This is a genomic window from Streptomyces sp. 13-12-16 (genome assembly GCF_002114215.1).
In the GTDB taxonomy this organism is placed as follows: Bacteria; Actinomycetota; Actinomycetes; order Streptomycetales; family Streptomycetaceae; genus Streptomyces.
Genome location: NZ_NCTE01000662.1, coordinates 1 through 1,089, shown reverse-complemented (window position 1 = coordinate 1,089; position 1,089 = coordinate 1). Strand labels below are relative to the sequence as shown.

At 77.0% G+C, this 1,089-nt stretch carries 2 protein-coding genes and 1 pseudogene; all 3 read right to left on the bottom strand.

Features of this window, described 5'->3' with window-relative positions:
* On the bottom strand, positions 1-215 hold a 215-nt coding region (locus B7767_RS25495; RefSeq protein WP_143652635.1), incomplete at its 3' end, for a hypothetical protein.
* Between the two features lie 84 nt (positions 216-299).
* On the bottom strand, positions 300-695 hold the full coding sequence (locus tag B7767_RS25490; RefSeq protein ID WP_085574245.1) for a hypothetical protein: 396 nt from the start codon (positions 693-695) through the stop codon (positions 300-302).
* A gap of 72 nt (positions 696-767) precedes the next feature.
* A pseudogene (locus tag B7767_RS25485) lies at positions 768-1,089 on the bottom strand (hypothetical protein); the annotation flags it as partial.

The following is a 1,089-nucleotide window of genomic DNA, read 5'->3' as shown; positions in this document are numbered from 1 at the left end:
CGGACCACCGCCCGGCCGTTCCGTGTCCGCCGCGGACCACCGCCCGGCCGTTCCGTGTCCGCCGCGGACCACCGCCCGGCCGTGATCAGCCGGGCGCCCAGCCCGGCGGCACGGGCCGCCAGGGCCACGACGAGCAGCCGCGCCGTCCGGTCGCCCTTCCCGATCGCCGGGCGGACCGTCCGCCGGAACTCCTTCGCCGTGCGGCCTCCGGCCATCCGTGTCATCGACGGCGGAGGAACAGCCGGCTCACCGGCTCCCGCGTCACGAGGCCCGAGGACGTCACACCACGGGGCGCCGCGCTACGGGCGCGATCCCCCGCCGGAGGCGTCGCGGCACAGCAGGCGGAGGGAGCCGTCGCCCGTGTAGCAGCGGCGGGCCTCGTCGATGGGGTCCCAGAGGTGGCCGTCCGGGGTGCGGACCCAGTGGTCGCCGCCGGAGGACCACCACTCGCCGCCGGTCTGGCGGGCGATCACCTCGCCGGCGTAGGCGCCGAATCCGCGCAGCACCAGTTCCACGGCGGCGAACGGGGCCGCCTCCTGGCGTATGTCCTCGATCATCCGGTCGACGCTCCACAGACTGCGCGCCGAGTAGTCGAGGCGCAGCCGGGCCCCTTCGCGCATCGCCGCCACCGCGTCCGCCGCCCAGCGGACCGGCTTGGTCGCGGCCTGGGGCCTGGTCTCCTGCTGTGTGGTCACAGTCGTCGCAGTCGTCACATCCTGGTAAGCGCGCCGGAGAAGCGTTTCGTCACCCTGATGCGCGGGCGGGGCTCAGCCGTCCCTGCGGCTGCGGCGGGACACCACGGCGCGCAGGACCCGGCGCCCCTCCGTCGAGACCTCGAGGGCTCCGCGCAGGCCCCCCGGGCCGTGGGCGGCGAGGAGTTCCAGGACCGTGAGCTGGCGGCGCAGTTCGGCGGCGAGCAGCGGTGACAGGCCGTCGGGGCGGTCGGCACGGCGGGCGTCGGCGAGACCGGAGTCGTCGCCGGAGCCGTCCAGCAGCCGGTGGATCCGCAGCGCGGCGACGGAGCAGTCGTCGGCCCACTCCCGCAGCCCGGCGGCGGAGCGCCCGGCGGGGGCGCCGGCGAGCATCCGG